At 70.7% G+C, this 17,746-nt stretch carries 15 protein-coding genes; 8 read left to right on the top strand and 7 right to left on the bottom strand.

Annotation, left to right across the window (positions count from 1 at the left end; genetic code table 11):
* Positions 1-23 precede the first annotated feature (23 nt).
* From AC061S_RS06690 to AC061S_RS06680, 3 genes are read left to right on the top strand one after another with little or no spacing between them, the layout of a single operon-like run.
* Positions 24-1,772, top strand: coding sequence for an AIPR family protein (locus AC061S_RS06690; RefSeq protein WP_478684903.1), 1,749 nt, complete (start codon positions 24-26; stop codon positions 1,770-1,772).
* A 45-nt stretch (positions 1,773-1,817) separates the two neighbouring features.
* Positions 1,818-3,143 carry a BREX system ATP-binding protein BrxD gene (gene brxD, locus AC061S_RS06685; RefSeq protein ID WP_478684902.1) on the top strand — a complete coding sequence of 442 codons (1,326 nt, stop codon included), beginning with the start codon at positions 1,818-1,820 and terminating at the stop codon, positions 3,141-3,143.
* A 41-nt stretch (positions 3,144-3,184) separates the two neighbouring features.
* Positions 3,185-5,371: a DEAD/DEAH box helicase gene (locus tag AC061S_RS06680; RefSeq protein ID WP_478684901.1), complete on the top strand. Its 2,187-nt coding sequence runs from the start codon at positions 3,185-3,187 to the stop codon at positions 5,369-5,371.
* 58 nt (positions 5,372-5,429) lie between these two features.
* On the opposite strand, the gene AC061S_RS06675 is transcribed toward AC061S_RS06680, so the two are convergent.
* Complete coding sequence (locus AC061S_RS06675) at positions 5,430-6,464, bottom strand: beta family protein (protein ID WP_478684900.1); 1,035 nt, start codon at positions 6,462-6,464, stop codon at positions 5,430-5,432.
* Positions 6,465-6,737: 273 nt separating this feature from the next.
* On the opposite strand from AC061S_RS06675, the gene AC061S_RS06670 reads away from it, so the two are divergent.
* From AC061S_RS06670 to AC061S_RS06650, 5 genes are all read left to right on the top strand, one after another.
* Positions 6,738-8,618: a DNA/RNA helicase domain-containing protein gene (locus AC061S_RS06670; RefSeq protein WP_478684899.1), complete on the top strand. Its 1,881-nt coding sequence runs from the start codon at positions 6,738-6,740 to the stop codon at positions 8,616-8,618.
* Positions 8,619-8,803: 185 nt separating this feature from the next.
* Positions 8,804-10,390 (top strand): amidohydrolase, encoded by a 1,587-nt coding sequence (locus AC061S_RS06665; RefSeq protein WP_478684898.1) that lies wholly within the window; start codon positions 8,804-8,806, stop codon positions 10,388-10,390.
* 23 nt (positions 10,391-10,413) lie between these two features.
* Entirely contained in the window at positions 10,414-10,653 is a 240-nt protein-coding gene (locus tag AC061S_RS06660; protein ID WP_478684897.1) for a hypothetical protein, read from the top strand.
* A complete protein-coding gene (locus tag AC061S_RS06655) occupies positions 10,650-11,372 on the top strand; it encodes a 4'-phosphopantetheinyl transferase family protein (protein WP_478684896.1) in 723 nt (240 codons plus the stop codon). Before AC061S_RS06660 ends, AC061S_RS06655 begins: the two co-directional genes overlap by 4 nt.
* Positions 11,373-11,534: 162 nt before the next feature.
* Positions 11,535-12,068 carry a GNAT family N-acetyltransferase gene (locus AC061S_RS06650; RefSeq protein WP_478684895.1) on the top strand — a complete coding sequence of 178 codons (534 nt, stop codon included), beginning with the start codon at positions 11,535-11,537 and terminating at the stop codon, positions 12,066-12,068.
* A 75-nt stretch (positions 12,069-12,143) separates the two neighbouring features.
* On the opposite strand, the gene AC061S_RS06645 is transcribed toward AC061S_RS06650, so the two are convergent.
* The 6 genes from AC061S_RS06645 to AC061S_RS06620 form a co-directional block, all read right to left on the bottom strand.
* A complete protein-coding gene (locus tag AC061S_RS06645; protein WP_478684926.1) occupies positions 12,144-13,277 on the bottom strand; it encodes an acetylornithine transaminase in 1,134 nt (377 codons plus the stop codon).
* 47 nt (positions 13,278-13,324) lie between these two features.
* A complete protein-coding gene (gene argB, locus AC061S_RS06640) occupies positions 13,325-14,269 on the bottom strand; it encodes an acetylglutamate kinase (protein ID WP_478684894.1) in 945 nt (314 codons plus the stop codon).
* A gap of 26 nt (positions 14,270-14,295) precedes the next feature.
* Entirely contained in the window at positions 14,296-15,447 is a 1,152-nt protein-coding gene (argJ, locus tag AC061S_RS06635; RefSeq protein ID WP_478684893.1) for a bifunctional glutamate N-acetyltransferase/amino-acid acetyltransferase ArgJ, read from the bottom strand.
* Positions 15,444-16,490 (bottom strand): N-acetyl-gamma-glutamyl-phosphate reductase, encoded by a 1,047-nt coding sequence (gene argC, locus AC061S_RS06630; protein WP_478684892.1) that lies wholly within the window; start codon positions 16,488-16,490, stop codon positions 15,444-15,446. The genes argJ and argC overlap by 4 nt, the downstream gene beginning before the upstream one ends.
* A gap of 130 nt (positions 16,491-16,620) precedes the next feature.
* The gene (locus AC061S_RS06625; protein ID WP_478684891.1) at positions 16,621-17,289 is read right to left on the bottom strand and encodes an isochorismatase family protein; all 669 of its coding nucleotides are present in this window, start codon (positions 17,287-17,289) and stop codon (positions 16,621-16,623) included.
* A gap of 172 nt (positions 17,290-17,461) precedes the next feature.
* On the bottom strand, positions 17,462-17,674 hold the full coding sequence (locus AC061S_RS06620; protein WP_243331582.1) for an MbtH family protein: 213 nt from the start codon (positions 17,672-17,674) through the stop codon (positions 17,462-17,464).
* Positions 17,675-17,746: the final 72 nt, after the last annotated feature.

Raw genomic sequence — 17,746 nt, 5'->3', positions numbered from 1 at the left:
TGCACTGATGATCCGAGGAATGCATGAGCGCCAATGACCGCGTCCTGATCGACCAGATGGTCGAGGAATGGCGGAACTCCCGCACCGTCGTCATGTCCTTCGACGCGGCCTTCGAGCGCTTTGCCTGCGAGCACGCCCTGCACGGATTCGGGCTGTCCGAGGAGGAAGTGGAAGCCGGAGTCATGGGCGGCTCCGACGACGGCGGTCTCGACGGGGTCTACGTCTTCCTCGGGAACAGGCTCCTGCACGAGGACAGCGACATCCTGCACGACTCCTCCGCCGCCACGAACGTGGAATCGGGAACCCAGCTGACCTTGTGGCTGGTGCAGGCCAAGAAAACTGCCGCCTTCTCCGAGACCGCCCTGGACAAGGTGGCCTCGACCTGCTCAACGCTGCTCGATCTCTCGGCCGACGAGTCCGCCCTGAGCATCCTGTACTCGGACGACCTCATCGCGCGGTTCAAGCTCTTCAAGGACGCGTTGCAGAGGCTGCTCAAGCGGCACCCCAAGGTGCTGATCAAGTTCTCCTACGTGACGCGCGGTGAGGCGAGCGAGGTGCACGCCAAGGTCCAGGCCAAGGCGAAGCTCCTGGAATCCCAGTTCAGCAATGCCTTCGCCGTCTCCACCGGTGAGGTCGAGTTCCTGGGTCCGGCGGAACTGTGGAAGCGCGCGAGCACGCTTCCCTCGTACACGCTGGAGCTCCCCTACATGGAGAGCATCACGCACGGCACCAGCCACGTGGCACTGGTCGCCCTCGGGGACTACATCGACTTCCTCAGCGATCCCTCCGGGACGATCAAGTCGCATATTTTCGACTGGAACGTGCGTGACTACCAGGGGAACGTCGAGGTCAACCGTGAGATCACCGCATCGCTCCTGAATCCGGAGGCCCCGGAATTCTGGTGGCTGAACAATGGCATCACCATCGTCTGCTCGCAGGCGACGTCCATCGGGAAGCGGCTCAGCCTGTCGGACGTCCAGATCGTCAACGGTCTCCAGACGTCCTACACCCTGCACGAGACGCTGAGCGACCGGTACAGCACCGATCCGTCCGATGCCGTGTTCAGCCGGCTCGTGCAGGTGCGCATCCTCGTCACGGCGGACCAGGCCGCCCGCGACGCCGTGATCCGGGCCACCAACCGCCAGACGTCGGTACCGGTCGCCTCCCTGCGGGCCACGGACGACATTCAGCGTCAGATCGAGGCGTACTTCTTCGAGCACGAGTGGTTCTACGACCGCCGGAAGAACTTCTACCGCAATCAGGGGAAGGCCACCGATCGCATCATCAGCATTCCCCTGCTCGCACAGTCGGTCATGGCCATGGCCCTCGGCCGTCCCGATGACGCACGGGCCCGTCCGTCGAGCTTGCTGAAGTCCGACGCGGACTACCGGCGCGTCTTCTCGGAGAAGACCGAACTGCCGGTCTACCTGTGGCTGTCCAAGGCACAACGACAGGTGGACGAGTTCCTGCAGGCTCGGCCCGAACCGATCTCGCGCTCGCAGTACACCAATCTTCATTTCTACCTGGCCATGCTCGGAGCCACCGATCTGGTCGGCACCGTATTCAACCGGCCGGACCGTCTGAACAATGCGGCCCGCGAGGACGTGTTCCCGCTTCCCGCGAAGCTGGAATCACTCTGGAACGCTCTCCTGGAGCAGTTCGAGAGCTTCCAGCAGGAGCGCGGCTGGGGTCCGGACAAAACTGCGAAGAGCAGTGAGTTCGTCACGTACCTGACCAGCAATCTGGGGTACGGGAGCCTGCGTCAGAAGTGATCTCGGGCGGCGGGCGCAGGCCGGGCCGGATGGGAGACTGAGGGGGTGATCGAGCCTCGCCCCACCTCTGTCTCCGCTGCCCGCAGGCGAACCGCCATCGACGCCCTGCGGCGCGGTGCCGTACCCGAGAGCGGACTGGACCTCCTGGCCACGGGCCTCGACCGGTTCGAGTCCGCGCTCGACGCCGAGCTGGACGGGGTCGCTTCGGGGGGGTCGGTGTTCAAGGCCGTGCGGGGTGAGTACGGGTCCGGCAAGACCTTCTTCACCCGGTGGCTGGGTGAGCGGGCCAAGCGGAAGGGGTTCGCCGTTTCCGAGATCCAGATCTCGGAGACCGAGACGCCGCTGCACAGACTGGAGACGGTCTACCGGCGCCTCACCGAGCGGCTGGCCACGCCCAGCTTCCCGCCCAGCGCGCTCCGTCCGGTCGTCGACGCCTGGTTCTACGCCCTGGAGGAGGACGTCCTCGCGGCCGGCGCGAGCGAGGACGAACTCCCGGACGAGGTCGAGAAGCTCCTGACCGCGCGGCTGGCCGAAGTGTCCCGGCATGCCCCGTCCTTCGCGACGGCCCTGCGCGGCTACCGATCGGCTCTCGCCCAGGGCGACGAGGCAACGGCGGCGGCCGTCCTGGCCTGGCTTGGCGGACAGCCCCATGTGGCGGCCTCTGCCCGCCGCTCCGCGGGGGTCCGCGGCGACCTCGACCACTTCGGGGCGTTCGGTTTCCTTCAAGGGCTGCTGACCGTGCTGCGCGACTCCGGTCACAAGGGTCTGTTCGTCGTCCTCGACGAGGTCGAGACCCTTCAGCGGGTCCGCTCGGATGCGCGGGACAAGGCGTTGAACGCCCTTCGGCAACTCATCGACGAAGTGCACTCCGGCCGGTTCCCCGGTCTCTATCTCGTGATCACGGGCACTCCGGCCTTCTACGACGGCCAGCAGGGTGTCCAGCGTCTGGCTCCGCTCGCCCAGCGACTGGCCACCGATTTCACGACCGACCCCCGCTTCGACAATCCGCGTGCGGTCCAGCTGCGCCTGCCCGGCTTCACCCAGGACTCCCTGGTCGATCTCGGGGTGACCATCCGGGACCTGTACGTGCAGGGGGCCTCCTCCCCCGAGCGCGTCAAGGCCCTCGCCGACGATGCGTACGTCGGCGACCTCGCGCGTGCCGTCGGCGGAGCGCTCGGGGGGAAGGTGGGTGTGGCTCCACGGCTGTTCCTGAAGAAGCTGGTCGGTGACGTCCTAGACCGCGTGGACCAGTTCGAGGACTTTGATCCGCGCCGGCACTACCGGCTCACGGTGGCGAGCAGTGAGCTCACTGACGTGGAACGCAATCTCGCCGGTTCGGGGTCGGCCGACGCCATCGACCTGGAGCTGTGATGGACGGATCCGGGACGGGTGGCGGCGCAGACTCGCACGGCATGCCGGTCACCGCGCGCGACCCGGACCCCGTGGACCGGCTCGACCCGGTGATCCTCCACCACGTGGTGAACACCCTCGGGTGGCCCGACCTGCGGCCTCTGCAGCGGGCCGCGATCAACCCCCTCATGGACGGGGAAGATGCCGTGCTCCTGGCGCCCACGGCAGGGGGCAAGACCGAGGCCGCCTGTCTGCCGATCCTTTCGGCCATGTCCCGAGACGGCTGGTCCGGGACGTCCGTTCTCTACCTGTGTCCGCTGAAGGCGCTGCTCAACAACCTGGTCACACGCGTCGACTCGTACGCTCAATGGCTCGGCCGCCGCGCCGAACTGTGGCACGGGGACACGAAGGAGTCGCAGCGCAGGCGCATCCGCACCGACTCACCCGACATCCTGCTCACCACGCCCGAATCGCTGGAGGCGATGCTCATCGGGGTGAAGACCGACCACGCCCACTTGCTGGGCGGCATCCGGGCGGTCGTGGTGGACGAGGTGCACGCCTTCGCGGGTGACGACCGGGGCTGGCACCTGCTGGCGGTCCTGGAACGGCTGGAGGAGGTCACTGGTCACCCCATCCAGCGAATCGGCCTGTCTGCGACGGTCGGGAATCCTCAGCAGCTCCTCACGTGGCTGCAGGGATCGGGCGCGGGGAAGCGTCCGGGGCAGGTCATCGCACCGGATCTCCCCGTCGCGCCGACTCCTGAAGCGGCGCCTGACGCGGCCCCTCCCGCGAGCCCCCGGAGCGCACCCCCCGCGGGTGAGGTGGAGCTGGACTACGTGGGCTCGCTGGACAACGCGTCCAAGATCATCGCTGCCCTGCATCGTGGCGAGAAGCGCTTGGTGTTCTGCGAGTCCAGGCGGCAGGTGGAGGAGCTGGGGGCGGCCTTGCGGGCGCGCGAGGTGACGGTGTTCCTCTCTCACGCCTCCCTGTCCGCCGAGGAGAGGGCCCGGTCCGAGCAGGCCTTCGCAGAGGCGCGCGACTGCGTGATCGTCTCCACCTCCACTCTCGAGTTGGGCATCGATGTCGGCGACTTGGACCGCGTCATCCAGATCGACTCGCCCCGCACGGTGGCCTCCTTCCTCCAACGCATCGGCCGCACCGGCAGGCGCCCGGGAAGCACGCGAAACTGTCTCCTCCTCGCCACCGATAAAGACACCTTCTTGCAGGCCGCCGCGCTGCTACTCCTCTGGGGACGCGGCTGGGTCGAGCCGGTGACCCCTCCACCGCAGCCACATCACCTCGTGGCGCAGCAGATCCTGGCCGTCACGCTCCAGCGGCACCGGATCGGTGACCAGTTGTGGCACGAGATGTGGAACGGTCTCGCCCCCTTCGACCGCTCGGCGGCTCCGGTGCTGCGCCATCTGCTGGATGAGGGGTTCCTCGACGAGGACGGCGGAATGCTGTTCATCGGCCCCGAAGCGGAACGGCGTTTCGGGCGACGGCATTTCATCGAGCTGACCGCATCCTTCACCGCACCTCCGCAGTTCACGGTGCTGTCCGGGCGCACCGAGATCGGCCAGACCGACCCTTCCGTGCTGACCGAGGAGAGGCCCGGACCGCGTCGGCTGCTCCTCGGAGGGCGCAGCTGGCAGGTGACGTACATCGATTGGGGCCGCAAGCGGGTCTTCGTCGAGCCGGTCGACAGCGGCGGTATCGCCAAATGGACGAGCGGGTCTCTCGCCGGCCTTTCCTATGCCTTGACGCGGGCGATGCGCGAGGTGCTCCTTGGCTCAGCCCCCCTGGCGTCTCTCACTCGGCGGGCAGAGGTCTGCCTTGCCGAATGGCGCGAAGAGGACGCTCCGCAGTTGGTACATCCCGCCGGGTCTCTCGTCACGCGTCTGGGAAATGACGTCCGCTGGTGGACTTGGGCCGGCTACCGCGCGAATGCCACCCTTGCGGCAACACTCCCCTCGATCGCCGACCCCGTTCAGCGCCCGACGGACTGCTGCGTCCGGCTACGGGAGGATCTGACACCCGAGATGTGGCGTCTCGCTCTCGAAGGGACCGACGGCGGCACCGTATTGGTACTGCCGGACGTCGATCACCGGGCGGTGAACGGCCTGAAGTTCTCGGCCGCGCTGCCACAGCGGGTCGCAGTGGCTACAGTCGCGGCCCGGCTGGCCGACTTCGACGGTGCACGCAGAGCCTTGCGGGAACCCGTGCGCTTCAACACGGGATCAGCCACCTGAGATCTGCTCGCCGAAGCGTGCACACGGCGCCTGAGCCATCACCACCCTGCCCGCAGAGTCACAGGCTCCGGACCGCGAACGCCATGTGCTGGATGTTTCCGACAGTGAGCCACGTTCCGAACGTGCCGACCCCGCCCGAGCCGTGCGCACAGTTCCTCAGCCAGACTTCGCCACCGCTGGCTCCCGGGCCACGGAAATCCGGTAGTTCGAGGAACCGTCGAGCAGCTGCCCGATTGTGGGCCGCCCGGCCGTCTCCGCGGGCCATCGTTCTGGCGATGACGAACGATTGGTCCGTCGTGTACCGGAGACAGCCCCAAGGCGGCCCTCCCCCGGCCGCCCGTGGGACGCGGGCCAGGGCGGACGCGGGCTGGATTCCGTAATCGCCGTACCTGAGGATGGGCAGGTAGGCACGGCCGCTGGCCGCTATGTCCCGCCACATGCCCCAGTCCATGCGCGGTTCTTCGAACGCCTCCCGCTCAAGAGCGTCGGCGGTCACCTCGGGGAAACCGCTGCTCAGCAGAGCCACGGTCCGCCAGGGGGCCAGGGGGACGAGTGCGTCCAGGGCCCTCAGTGCTTCCTTGACCGCGTCAGGCCGGTCGGCTCGTACCGTGCCGAGGTCAAGGAGAAGGTCCACTTGGACCGCGAGATCGGCTCGCGCCAGCAGGTCGCGTACGTCGTCCGTCGTACCACTCCCCCACTCTCCAGGAACGGTCACTCGGATTCCGAGGCCGTAGCCCGACACCCGAGCGATGGCAAGCGCCGCAGCCTGCTGGCCCGCTGGGCGGCCCGGCCCGGTCACTGGGCGTAGCGGCCCCCGCGAGCTGGCCTCCCGTAACAGCTCTGCGAGTACGCCGACCTCCGAGTCGACGGCGAAAGGCGCGTCCAGCCAGGCCTGTTGGTAGCGCTGAGCTTGGACCACCAGGGCCAGGTCCTTACGGATGGCCGTTGCCAGATCGGTTCGCGACAATCCGGGGCGAGGCGGAAGGCTCCACACCGGCATCACGGCGTTCTGAGCATCCGGCCAAAGGCCCCGATAGGCCGCCGTGGCGTGCGGCCGGGTCGGCAGGACGGGAACGTACAGCGGTTCGGACATGACGGCTCCCCCTTGGCACTGTCCTCGCCCACCACTTCATGGGCAGGATCAGCAACCCGGACGCTTCGGGAAAGAGCGCCGTTTCAGCCAATTCCTCTGTCGGTGCTTCGGGCATGAGGTCGCCACCCGACTCGCCGCGGACATGATCCGCTTCCTGTTCTAGGATTGCGATGACCATCTCAGCGGCCCGCCGGGCTTCCGCTCCACTTCCATGGAACTGAAGGAAATGCCCCCACCCGCACGAGCTACTTCGTGCTGCCTGGGGGCATTTCCTTGCTATTCCGTGAGTCCGCGGCGTCGTTGGCCACCCGCACCCACGTCGAAGGACGGCTGGCAGACCTCCTGAGTGAGAACTTCCTGCACAAGCACCGCCACAGGCCCCACCCGTCGGAGGTGCGCTCCTGGGACCGAAGCATCCCGGCGCTCACCAACGCGCTGGTCGAAGCAGGGCTCGGCGAGGTGGAGATGCTGCTGGAGTACGGACTGCCGCTCACGAGCAAGCGCGCGGACGTAGTACTGGCCGGCGTGCATCCGGCTACCGGCGGACCGTCGTACGTGGTGGTCGAGCTCAAGCAGTGGAGCAACGCCTACCCGGAGGACGACGACCCCCTGCGGTGCCGCATCGACGCGTACCCGCAGCCCGTCCTGAACCCGATCGAGCAGGTGCGGGGCTACTGCGACTACCTGGTGTCGTTCAACGGGGCGTTGGACCAGGCACCGGATTCGATCGCCGGCGTGGCGTACCTGCACAACGCGACCGAATTCGGCGTGGCGGGGCTGCGGGGCGTCACGGAAGACCGTCGAGGCAGGATGTTCACCGGTGAGCAGCGCGGGGCCTTCCTCGACTACTTGCGCTCGGTGCTGGCGCCGAAGCCGGGCGCCGAAGCCGCCGACGCCCTGCTCCAGGGCAAAGTGAGGCCGTCCAAGCAGCTGATGGCCGTCGCTGCCGAAGAGGTGCGCAACCGGGAGCAGTTCGTCCTGCTGGCTGAGCAGCGGCTCGCCTACGAGACGGTGATGTCCGCGGTCCGCAAGGCACGGAGGTCCAACCACAAGCAGGTGATCGTGGTGGCCGGTGGTCCGGGCTCCGGCAAGAGCGTGATCGCCTTGTCCCTGCTGGGCGACCTCTATCGGCGCGGGGTGCCCGCCCTGCACGCCACCGGATCGGCCTCGTTCACCAAGACGATGCGGAAGGTCGCGGGAGCCCGCAAGCCCGAGGTACAGAAGCTCTTCAGCTACTTCAACAGCTTCATGGACGCCGAACCCAACGATCTCGACGTTCTCGTCTGCGACGAGGCCCACCGGCTGCGCAAGACCTCCGCCAATCGCTACACCAAGGCCGCCCTGCGCACCGGCCGCCCTCAGGTGGCGGAGCTGATCGACGCCGCCCGGGTGCCTGTGTTCTTCCTGGACCAGCACCAGGTGGTACGCCCCGGCGAGATGGGCACCGTGGAAGAGATCCGGGAGGCAGCCGCCGAGCAAGGTCTGGAGTGCACGGTGGTCGAACTGGACAGCCAGTTCCGCTGCGGCGGCAGCGACGCCTACCTCCGCTGGGTGGTGGACCTGCTGGGCCTCGAAGGAAGCACGCCCACCGTGTGGGAGCCGGACGGCAAGGTGCGCCTGCTGACGGCCGGCAGTCCGCAGGAACTGGAGGACTTGCTGTCGGAGCAGCGGACCCAGGGCTTCGAGGCCCGAATGTCGGCGGGGTACTGCTGGAAGTGGACGACGAAGATCACACCGGCCATGACGTCACTGCCTGCGGACGTCGTCATCGGCGGCTGGTCGAAGCCCTGGAACCTGTACGGAGACCGCTCCCTGCTCGGTGCACCTCCGGCACCGCTCTGGGCCACCGACCCCGCGGGGTTCGGGCAGGTCGGCTGTGTCTACACCGCGCAGGGCTTCGAGTACGACTGGTCAGGGGTGATCATGGGCCAGGACCTCGTCTGGCGCACGGACCGTTGGGTCGTCGACCGGACCGCGTCCAAGGACCCTTCCTTCACCAAGGCCACTCCTGACGAGGACGTCGACCGCCTCGTCCGCAACACCTACAAGGTGCTGCTGACACGGGGCATGATCGGAACGATCGTCTACTCCACCGACCCGGAAACCCGCGAGAAGCTCCGCACCTTGGTTCCAGCCGCGGAGGCCCGGAGCTGAACGTGCCGATCACCCTCGTGGTCCACTCCCGTCGTGGCCGAGCACGGATGGGTACCACAGCCCGCACATTGACCAGGCCAAGAGCATTCAGTTAGCCTTACCTAAGTTGGACCCGGCTGCTGTTGGTGCGCGGCCCGGAACCCGTTGTGGCGGTCTGACGGGCCCCTGCAACGGACGGACTACGCATGCTGTGTTCGAGGCTGACCAACGCGAACATCATCACCATGGATCCGGATCGTCCTGTCGCCCACACGCTGGGGATCTGGCGGGGGCGGATCGTGGGGCTCGACGAGGATGTCGCCTCGTTGCCGGCTCGGGAGGTCGTCGATCTGCAGGGTGCCACCCTGCTGCCCGGGTTCATCGACAGTCATGTGCACCTGGCCTGGACCGGGCTGAAGCAGAGCACCCCGAGCGTCGCCCCGTGCCAGCGGGTCGAGGACGTGCTGGCCGTGGTGGCGGAGGCGGTCTCCCGTTCTGCGGGTGGGGACGGGGCCTGGGTCGATGTCATGGGTTACGACCAGCGGGCTCTGGGGCGGCACCTGACGGCCGCCGAGCTGGATACGGTCAGCCGTGGGCGCAAGGTGTTCCTGATGCACGACTCGGGTCACGGGTGTGTCGTGAACAGCGCGGTGCTGGGGCTGCTTCCCGCCGGTGTTCCACACCAGGACGGGTTTCTGGCCGAGGGTGCCATGACCGCCGCGCGGCGGCTCCGGCTGCCGTACGGGCAGGACGAGATCGCCGACGCCGTCGAACGCGCGGCCCGGACCTGCCTCGCCGAAGGCGTGACCGCCGTCGCCGAGGCGGGCATCGGGGGCGGGCTGCTCGGGCACAGCCCGGTGGAGCTCGGTGCGTACCAGCTGCTGCGGGACCAGGGGAGGCTGCCCCTGCGGGTGCAGCTCATGCCCGCGGGCGATACGTTGCGGCCGCGCGAAGCGCACCGGGAGGACGGGATCCCCCGGGCTCTGGACCTGGGCATGCGCACCGGGTTCGGCGACGACTGGCTGTCGTTGGGGGCGCTCAAGATCTACACCGACGGCGGGATGATGGCGCGCACCGCCGCGCTCACCGCCCCGTACGCGGGCACGGACCACACCGGTCAGCTCCAGGACGACCCCGACCGTCTCACCCGGCTCATCGTGGACGGCCACCTCGCCGGCTGGCAGCTCGCCGTCCACGCCATCGGGGACCGCGCCGCCGACCTCGCGCTCGACGCGCTGGAGCAGGCGCAGCGGCTGCGGCCCCGCCCGGACGCGCGGCACCGGATCGAACACGCCGGGCTGATCCGCCCCGACCAGCTCCCGCGCTTCGCACGCCTGGGCGTCAGCGCGGTCGTCCAGCCGACCTTCCTCCACTCCTTCGGGGACGACTACGCGGACGTGATGGGAGAGGAGCGGGCGCCCTGGATGTACCGGGGGCGCGGGTTCCTGGACCACGGGGTGACGCTCGTGGGGAGTTCGGACCGGCCCGTCACCGATGGGGCCCCGCTGCGGGCGATCCAGTTCATGGTCGAGCGCGCCTCCGCCTCCGGGCGGGCGATCGGGCCCGGCGAGGCGGTCACCGTCGAGGAGGCGCTGCGCGCCTACACGGTCGCCGGTGCGTACGCCTGCCGGTGGGACGACAGCGCCGGCAGCCTCACCCCGGGGAAGCGCGCCGACCTGGTCGTCCTGGGTGACGACCCGCGGTACGTCGATCCCTCCCGGATCGGCGCGATCGAGGTCGTGGAGACCTTTGTCGACGGACAGCAGACGACGACGGATGCGGGAAAGCTGTGATCGGTGTGAGTGGCGTTAGTGATGTGAGTGGCGTTAGTGGTCAGACCAGTGTGCTGGAACGGTTCTCGCCGCTGTGGGAGTCGCCCGCCGTGCCGCCGCGCTGGGTGATCTGGCACGCGGGCGCGGGTGACTCCTTCGTGTTCGACCGGGAGTTCAACATGCCCGTGGACGTGGACGACACCTTCCTCGGCGAGGTCATGTGCCGGATGCGCGAGGCCGGGGCCCCCGAAGGCGACGACTACCCCGGTCGCCCGTGCGGATGACGGCCGTACCGGACCCGGCCCCCGGCCCGGACGCCCCGGCCACGCCCTGGCTCAGCTCGCCCGGACCGGAGCTGTGGGCGGTGCGGGTGAGCCTGTACGCGGATCGGGCGCGGGAGTTGGAGGGGATGCTCGACGGCGACGAGCGGGCCCGGCTCCAGGGCATCAGGCGCGCTTCCGACCGGGACCAGTACCGGGTCGCCCACGTCGTGCTGCGGCAGTTGCTGGGCGACCGGCTCGGCCAGGACCCGGCGCAGGTGCGCTTCTTCCGTGAGCCGTGCCCCGGCTGCGGGGCGCCGCACGGCCGCCCTGCCGTGCCCGGCGTACCGCTGCACTTCTCGCTGTCGCACGCGGGGGACGCCGTACTGGTGGCCTTCGCGGACAGTCCGGTCGGCGTGGACGTGGAGCAGCGGCCGGCCCCGGCGCTGGCCGCCCAACTGGTGTCCGAACTGGCGGGGGTTCTCCATCCTGACGAGCGCGCCGAGCTGTCGGCGCTGTCGGCCGGCGAGCGCCCCGCCGCGGTGGCCCGCTGCTGGTCCCGGAAGGAGGCCTACCTCAAGGGAGTCGGCATCGGCCTCGGCGGGAACCCGGCCCTGACGTACGTGGGCACCGGCGCCGCCCCCTCGGCTCCGCCGGGATGGGCCGTCGCCGATGTGCCGGCCTTCCCCGGCTACGTGGCGGCCCGCGCCGTCCGTACGAGCCGACTTGGCTCCGCCATCTAGGTAAGGCTACCCTTACTTCGACCGTTCCGCCGGGGAGCCTCCGGCGAGCCCAGCGCCTTGGAGTCCCCTTGGATTCCGACGCGGAGTCCCCTCGGAATCCGCTCTGGAGCCCGTCCGGGAGGCACCCGCCCCCGCACATGGCGGAACCGAGGAAGGAACACCTTGACCACGGCCACGCTGCCCCCTGCCGCCGCGCACGCCACCCTGCCGCCCCGCACCCCCGCCCCCGCCCCCCGGCGGCACGGGGTCCCCGAGTTCTCGGTGCGCCCGGCGCGCCGGGACGACGGCCCGGCGCTCGCCGCCCTCTCCCGGCCGTTCGTCCACGCGGGGGCGCTCCGCGAACGCCCGCTCTCCCTCTACCTCTCCCGGGCGTCCGACTTCCTCGTCGCGCAAGCACCCGACGGAACCCTCGAAGGCTGCCTCGGTCTGCGCGAACACCCCGCCGCCGGCGTGCTGTACAACTTCTGCGTCGCGGCCCACCGGCAGGGCTCGGGCATGGGCGCCCGGCTCCTGCACGCGGCGGTCGCCAGGGCCCGCAACCGCTCCCTGGCCACGCTCTTCACGGCGACGACCGGCAGCGGCCGCCTCTTCCTCCTCCACGGCTTCGTCCCCGCCTGCCCCAGCCTGGCGCCCGCCGACTGGGCCCGGTCCCTGGACCCCGCCCGAGGCGCACGCGTCCTGTCCCGCGCCCTCTAGCCGTCGAGACGCCCATACGGCGAAGGGGCGGGCCCCTGAAGGGCCCGCCCCTAGCCGTACGTACCGCCGGCCGCCCTACGAGGCGTCGAGGATCGCGGGCAGCGCCGCCACCAGGGCATCGGCCCGCTCCCGCGGCAGGGTCAGGGCGGGAGCCAGCCGTACGACGCCCGCGCCCGCCGCGTTCACGAGGAACCCGGCGTCCTGCGCGGCCCGCTGGACCCGTGCGGCGACCGGCTCGGCGAGGACGATGCCCAGGAGCAGGCCGGCGCCCCGGACTTCTCGGACCAAGGGGTGTTCCAGCGCCTCGATGCCGAGCCTCAGCCGCTCCCCCACCCGCGCGGCGTGGGCGAGCAGCCCTTCCTTCTCGATGGTCTCCAGGACGGCGAGCCCGGCCGCGCACGCCACCGGGTTGCCGCCGAAGGTGGAGCCGTGCTGACCGGGGGTCAGCAGCTCGGCGGCGGGGCCGAAGGCGACCGTGGCGCCGATCGGCAGTCCGCCGCCCAGCCCCTTGGCCAGGGTGATCACGTCCGGCTCCGCGCCCGGCTCCGCCTGGTGCGCGAACCAGTGGCCGGTACGGCCGATCCCGGTCTGCACCTCGTCCAGTACGAGCAGGGTGCCCGTGGCGCGGGTGATCTCGCGGGCCGCGCGCAGGTAGCCCGCGGGCGCGGGGACGACTCCGGCCTCGCCCTGCAGGGGTTCGAGTACGACGGCGGCCGTGTGCTCGGTGACGGCCGCGCGGAGCGCCGCCGTGTCCCCGTACGGAACGTGCGTGACCTCCCCGGGCAGGGGCAGGAAGGGGGTGCGCTTGGGCGGCTGGCCGGTGAGGGCCAGCGCCCCCATGGTGCGCCCGTGGAACCCGCCCTCCGTCGCGACCAGGTGCGGGCGTCCGGTCCGGCGGGCGATCTTGAAGGCGGCCTCGACCGCTTCCGCGCCCGAGTTGGCGAAGAACACCCGGCCCGGCCTGTCCAGCAGGGCCAGCAGCCGTTCCGCCAGCGCGACGGCCGGCTCCGAGACGAACAGGTTCGACACGTGGCCGAGCCGGGCGACCTGGTCCTGGACGGCCGAGACCAGGGCGGGGTGGGCATGCCCGAGGGCATTGACGGCGATCCCGCCGGTGAAGTCCGTGTACGCGCGGCCGTCCTCGTCCCAGACCGTGCTGCCCTCGCCCCTGACCAGGGCCAGCGCGGGGGTGCCGTAGGTGTCCATCATCACCGCGCGCCAGCGGTCGGCGAGCGGTGTCGTCGTGCTGTCGGCGGTCACGCGCCGTCCCCCTCGTCGCCGCCCGGCCCCTCGGGGCCGGTCTCCTCGTCCGGCACCACCGTGGTGCCGGGTCCGTCCTCGGTGAGGACTCCGCGCAGCAGCGCGTGCGGCACCCGGCCGTCGATGACCTGCGCCTTGGCGACGCCTGCCCGTACGGCGCGCAGGCAGCCCTCCATCTTGGGGAGCATGCCGCTCGCGAGCTCCGGCAGCAGGGCGTCCAGTTCACCGGCCGTCAGGCGGTCGATCACCTCGGTGCTGTGCGGCCAGTCCGCGTACAGCCCTTCGACGTCGGTCATCACCACCAGCCGGTCGGCCCCGAGGGCCACGGCCAGGGCCGAGGCCGCGAGGTCGGCGTTGACGTTGTAGACCTGGCCGTCCTCACCGCGCGCGACGGGCGAGACGACGGGGATGCGGCCCTGCTCCAGCAGCCCGGCGATCGTCGCGCCGTCCACGTCCACGATGTCGCCGACCAGGCCGATGTCCACCGGCAGGCCGTCGACCCAGGCCGGACGGCGTACGGCGGTCATCGTGTGGGCGTCCTCGCCCGACAGGCCCACGGCGAACGGCCCGTGGGCGTTGATGGCCCCGACCAGTTCGCGCTGGACCTTGCCGGTGAGCACCATGCGCACCACGTCCATCGTCTCCGGCGTGGTCACCCGCAGTCCGGCCTCGAAGCGCGTCTCCAGGCCGAGCCGGTCGAGCAGCGCGCTGATCTGCGGACCGCCGCCGTGGACGACGACGGGCCGCAGGCCCGCGTGCCAGAGCTCCACCACGTCCTGGGCGAACGTCCGGTGCGCGGACGGGTCCACCATCGCGTTGCCGCCGAACTTGACGACGATCGTCCGGCCTTGGAGCTGCTCCAGCCAGGGCAGGTCCCGGGGGGCCGGCACGGTGACCGGCACGGTGACCGGCACGGCGGCATCCCGCGTCTGCTTCGACATCGTCTCCGCCGTCATCTCGGCCCCGTTCAAGAGCTGTAGGCGCTGTTCTCGTGCACGTACTCGGCCGTCAGGTCGTTGGTCCAGATGACGGCGGAGGAGTCACCGGAGCGCAGGTCCACGGTGATGGTGATCCGGCGGTCCGCCAGGTCGACCTTGTCCCGGGGCTCTCCCTCGGCTCCGTCCCGGCACACCCAGACGCCGTTGATCGCCACGTCCAGCCGGTCCGCGTCGAAGACCGCCGAGGTCGTGCCGATCGCGGACAGCACCCGGCCCCAGTTCGGGTCCTCGCCGTGCAGCGCGCACTTGAGGAGGTTGTTGCGGGCCACCGACCGGCCCACCTCCACCGCGTCCGCCTCCGAGGCCGCGCCGACGACGGCCACCTCGATCTCCTTGGACGCGCCTTCGGCGTCCGCGACCAACTGGAGCGCCAGGTCCCGGCACACGGCGTGCACGGCCGCGGTGAGCTCCGCGGGTGCGGGCACGATGCCCGAGCTGCCCGAGGCGAGCAGCAGGACGGTGTCGTTGGTGGACATGCAGCCGTCCGAGTCCACCCGGTCGAACGTGGTGCGCACCGCTTCGCGCAGCGCCGCGTCGAGTACGTCGGCGCTCGCGTCGGCGTCCGTGGTCAGGACGACCAGCATGGTGGCGAGTCCCGGGGCGAGCATTCCCGCGCCCTTCGCCATGCCCCCCACCGTCCATCCGGGGCCGGTGGCCACCGCCGTCTTGTGGACGGAGTCCGTCGTCTTGATCGCGACGGCCGCCTCCTCGCCGCCTTCGGGCGACAGCCGGTCCGCGGCGGCGTCGATGCCGGCCGTCACCCGGTCCATCGGGAGCCGGATGCCGATCAGGCCGGTGGAGCAGACCGCGACCTCGGCCGGGGCGACCTCGACGGCCGCCGCGGTGCACTCCGCCATCGCCTGCGCGTCCTCGGCACCGCCGGGACCCGTACAGGCGTTCGCGCCACCGGAGTTGAGGACGACGGCGGAGATCCGCCCGTCGGCGAGCACGCGTCGGGACCAGCGTACGGGCGCGGCCTGCACGCGGTTCGAGGTGAAGACACCGGCGGCGGCGCGCGACGGCCCCCGGTTCACCACCAGGGCCAGGTCCGGGTCACCGGACTCCTTGATGCCGGCGCGCACGGCGCCCGCCAGGAATCCCAGGGCGGCGGTCACACTCACGGAGCCACTCCATTCGTGGGCAGGCCCAGCCGTTCCGGCAGGCCGAGGGCTATGTTCATGCTCTGCACCGCGCCACCGGCGGTGCCCTTCGTCAGGTTGTCGATGGCGCTCACGCAGATCAGCCTGCGGGCGTCCGGGTCCACGGCGAGCTGCACCTGCGCGGTGTTCGAGCCGAGGACCGCGGCGGTGGTGGGCCACTGGCCGGGCGGCAGCAGCCGTACGAACGGCTGGTCGGCGTACGCGGCTTCGAACGCGGCGCGCACCTCGGCCTCCGAGGGGATCGCCGAGGTGCCGGCGACCGGGCGCAGCCGGGCCGAGCAGGTGGCGAGGATGCCCCGGGGCATGGGTGCCAGGGTGGGCGTGAAGGAGACCCCCACGGGCTCGCCGGCCGCGCGGGACAGGTTCTGGGCGATCTCCGGGGTGTGCCGGTGGCCGCCGCCGACTCCGTACGGGCTCATGGAGCCCATCACTTCGGTGCCGAGGAGGTGCGTCTTGAGCGCGCGTCCGGCTCCGGAGGTTCCGCTGGCGGCGACGATGACGGCCTCGGGCTCGACCAGCTGCGCCGCGTAGGCGGGGAACAGGGCCAGGGTGACCGCCGTGGGGTAGCAGCCGGGAACGGCGATCCGCGTGGCGCCCTTCAACTCCGCATGGGCTCCCGGTAGTTCCGGCAGGCCGTAGGGCCAGGTGCCGGCGTGGGCGCTGCCGTAGAACCGCTCCCAGGCGGCCGCGTCCCGCAGCCGGAAGTCGGCGCCGCAGTCCACCACCAGCGTGCCCGGCTCCAACTCCTCCGCCAGCGCGGCCGATTGGCCGTGGGGCAGCGCGAGGAACACCACGTCGTGGCCGCGCAGGGAGGCGGCGGAGGTGTCCAGGAGGATCCGGTCGGCGAACTCCGGGAGCTGCGGCTGTACGGACCCCAGCGGACGCCCCGCGCTGCTGTGCGCGGTCAACGCACCGATCTCCACGCCGGGATGCGAGCTCAGCAGGCGGAGCAGCTCCCCGCCCGCGTAGCCGCTGGCACCGGCCACCGCGACCCGTACGGTCATGTTCTTCCGCTCTCTCTCGGTTCGTGTGCGCGCCTCGGGCGCGGGTCGGCGCCGTGGTGCGGGCGCCGGCGGGGTGCGGGCGTAGACGGGGTACGGGCCAAGACGTCGTGCGGGCGTCGGCGGGATCGGCTCAGGCGTCCTTGCGCACGTCTCGGGACCCGCCGCCGAGCAACAGTTCGCGGAGCAGGGTCTCGGTCGTACACACGACCGCGCTGCGGGCGGCCCAGCGCAGGGCCATCGCGTGCTCCTCGGCGGAGAAGTCGGCCACGGCGTCGGCGACCACGAAGGGCTGGATGTCGTTCATGAAGGCGTCCGCGGCCGTCAGCAGGACGCCGAGGTGGGCGTGGACCCCGCAGACGATCAACTGGTCGCGCCCCTCCGAACGCAGCAGCCTCCCCAAGTGGCTGCGGAGGAAGGCGTTGTGGCGCACGTTGGCCAGCACGCGCTCGCCCGGCCGCGGGGTGAGCGGCGGGATGATCGCGGCGGCATCGTTTCCGTCACCGATGCCCGGCCCCCAGATGTCCGCGGCCAGGCCGCGCTGGCCGGGCGGCTGGGCGGCCGGCTCGGCGGTGAAGACGACCGGTATGCCGAGTGCCGTGGCGAGGGCGCGAAGGGCCGCGATGTTCTCCACGAGTTCCACGACCGGGGACCGGTCCGTGGGGAGCTCCCCCACGAAGTGGTTCTGCATGTCGTGGACCAGCAGTGCGGCGCGGCCGGGGTCGATGGCCCAGGACGCGCAGGAGCGGGGCAGGGCGGCGCGATCGGGCATGGGGTAGGAGCCGATGGCCGGCAGGCCCATGACGATCCCCTCCCCCGCTGATGCCGTACGTGCGATCCGCACAGGATCCCTACGCAGTTAGCTTAGCCTAACCTAATTCACCTGGATCCAGCCTCGCGCGGTCCGCCGACAACCACCCGCACACCCACACCGGTTCCCGGTCGGGGCGTTCACCCCGTCCGGGTGATCCCGGTCAGGCCTCGACGGCCGCCGCGAGGGACCGGGGGCGCAGGTCGGTCCAGCTCGACTCGATGAACTCCAGGCACGCGTCGCGGGTGGTCTCGGCGAGGGCGACCGTCCACCCGCCGGGAGCGTCGGCGAAGGAAGGCCAGAGGGAGTGCTGACCCTCGTCGTTCACCAGGACCAGGAAACGGCCGTCGGCATCGTCGAACGGGTTGGTGCTCATACTGGGTTCCTCCAGGAGCCCGATGGGACCGGCAGGTGGCGTCGGTGTGCGGCGTGCGCGCCGTCCGACAGC

The sequence above is a fragment of the Streptomyces sp. CA189 genome (assembly GCF_056428985.1).
The sequence above is the reverse complement of the archived record's forward strand: the minus strand, read 5'-3'. Positions and strand labels throughout refer to the sequence as shown.

Coding starts and splice junctions, on each gene's coding strand:
- AC061S_RS06645 (WP_478684926.1), bottom strand. CDS start 13,277: ATGATGGACACCTACGGCACCCCCGCGCTGGCCCTGGTCAGGGGCGAG.
- AC061S_RS06690 (WP_478684903.1), top strand. CDS start 24: ATGAGCGCCAATGACCGCGTCCTGATCGACCAGATGGTCGAGGAATGG.
- AC061S_RS06680 (WP_478684901.1), top strand. CDS start 3,185: ATGCCGGTCACCGCGCGCGACCCGGACCCCGTGGACCGGCTCGACCCG.
- AC061S_RS06675 (WP_478684900.1), bottom strand. CDS start 6,464: ATGTCCGAACCGCTGTACGTTCCCGTCCTGCCGACCCGGCCGCACGCC.
- AC061S_RS06665 (WP_478684898.1), top strand. CDS start 8,804: ATGCTGTGTTCGAGGCTGACCAACGCGAACATCATCACCATGGATCCG.
- argB (WP_478684894.1), bottom strand. CDS start 14,269: ATGTCGAAGCAGACGCGGGATGCCGCCGTGCCGGTCACCGTGCCGGTC.
- argC (WP_478684892.1), bottom strand. CDS start 16,490: ATGACCGTACGGGTCGCGGTGGCCGGTGCCAGCGGCTACGCGGGCGGG.
- AC061S_RS06655 (WP_478684896.1), top strand. CDS start 10,650: ATGACGGCCGTACCGGACCCGGCCCCCGGCCCGGACGCCCCGGCCACG.
- AC061S_RS06620 (WP_243331582.1), bottom strand. CDS start 17,674: ATGAGCACCAACCCGTTCGACGATGCCGACGGCCGTTTCCTGGTCCTG.
- AC061S_RS06625 (WP_478684891.1), bottom strand. CDS start 17,289: ATGGGCCTGCCGGCCATCGGCTCCTACCCCATGCCCGATCGCGCCGCC.